General features: G+C 55.5%; 1 protein-coding gene. It reads right to left on the bottom strand.

Translation table 11 applies throughout. From position 1 onward, the window contains the following. Positions 1-893: elongation factor Tu (gene tuf, locus ACM6HV_RS10815; protein WP_414904172.1), on the bottom strand; the 893-nt coding region annotated here is incomplete at both ends.

Below are 893 nucleotides of genomic sequence, written 5' to 3'. Positions count from 1 at the left end.
TCGCAGTTACCAGTCACGTCAGTAGTACGGAAGTAGAACTGTGGACGGTAGCCTTTGAAGAACGGAGTGTGACGACCGCCTTCTTCCTTGCTCAGAACGTAAACTTCTGCGGTGAACTTGGTGTGCGGCTTAACCGAACCTGGCTTGACCAGAACCTGACCACGCTCAACGTCGTCACGCTTGGTACCACGCAGCAGAACGCCGCAGTTCTCACCAGCACGACCTTCGTCGAGCAGCTTGCGGAACATCTCAACACCGGTGCAGGTGGTGGTGGTGGTGTCACGCAGACCAACGATTTCCAGTGCATCTTGAACGCGAACGATACCGCGCTCGATACGACCAGTCACAACAGTACCGCGACCCGAGATCGAGAATACGTCTTCGATTGGCATCAGGAATGGCTTGTCGATCATACGAACTGGTTCTGGGATGTAGCTGTCCAGAGTTTCAACCAGCTTCTTGACGGCAGTGGTGCCCATCTCGTTGTCGTCTTTGCCTTCCAGCGCCATACGAGCCGAACCGATGATGATTGGAGTGTCATCGCCCGGGAAGTCGTAGGTGGACAGCAGGTCGCGAACTTCCATCTCAACCAGTTCCAGCAGCTCAGCGTCGTCTACCAGGTCAGCCTTGTTCAGGAAAACCACGATGTACGGAACGCCTACCTGACGGGACAGCAGGATGTGCTCACGGGTTTGTGGCATCGGACCATCAGCGGCCGAGCAAACCAGGATAGCGCCGTCCATTTGAGCAGCACCGGTGATCATGTTCTTCACGTAGTCAGCGTGACCTGGGCAGTCAACGTGAGCGTAGTGACGGATCAGCGAGTTGTACTCAACGTGCGCGGTGTTGATGGTGATACCGCGAGCTTTTTCTTCTGGAGCGCTGTCGATCTT

This window comes from Pseudomonas sp. IT-P260 (genome assembly GCF_949768395.1).
Classification (GTDB): Bacteria; Pseudomonadota; Gammaproteobacteria; order Pseudomonadales; family Pseudomonadaceae; genus Aquipseudomonas; species Aquipseudomonas parakoreensis.
Note: the sequence above shows the minus strand (reverse complement) of the source record. Positions and strands in the feature narration are given on the sequence as shown.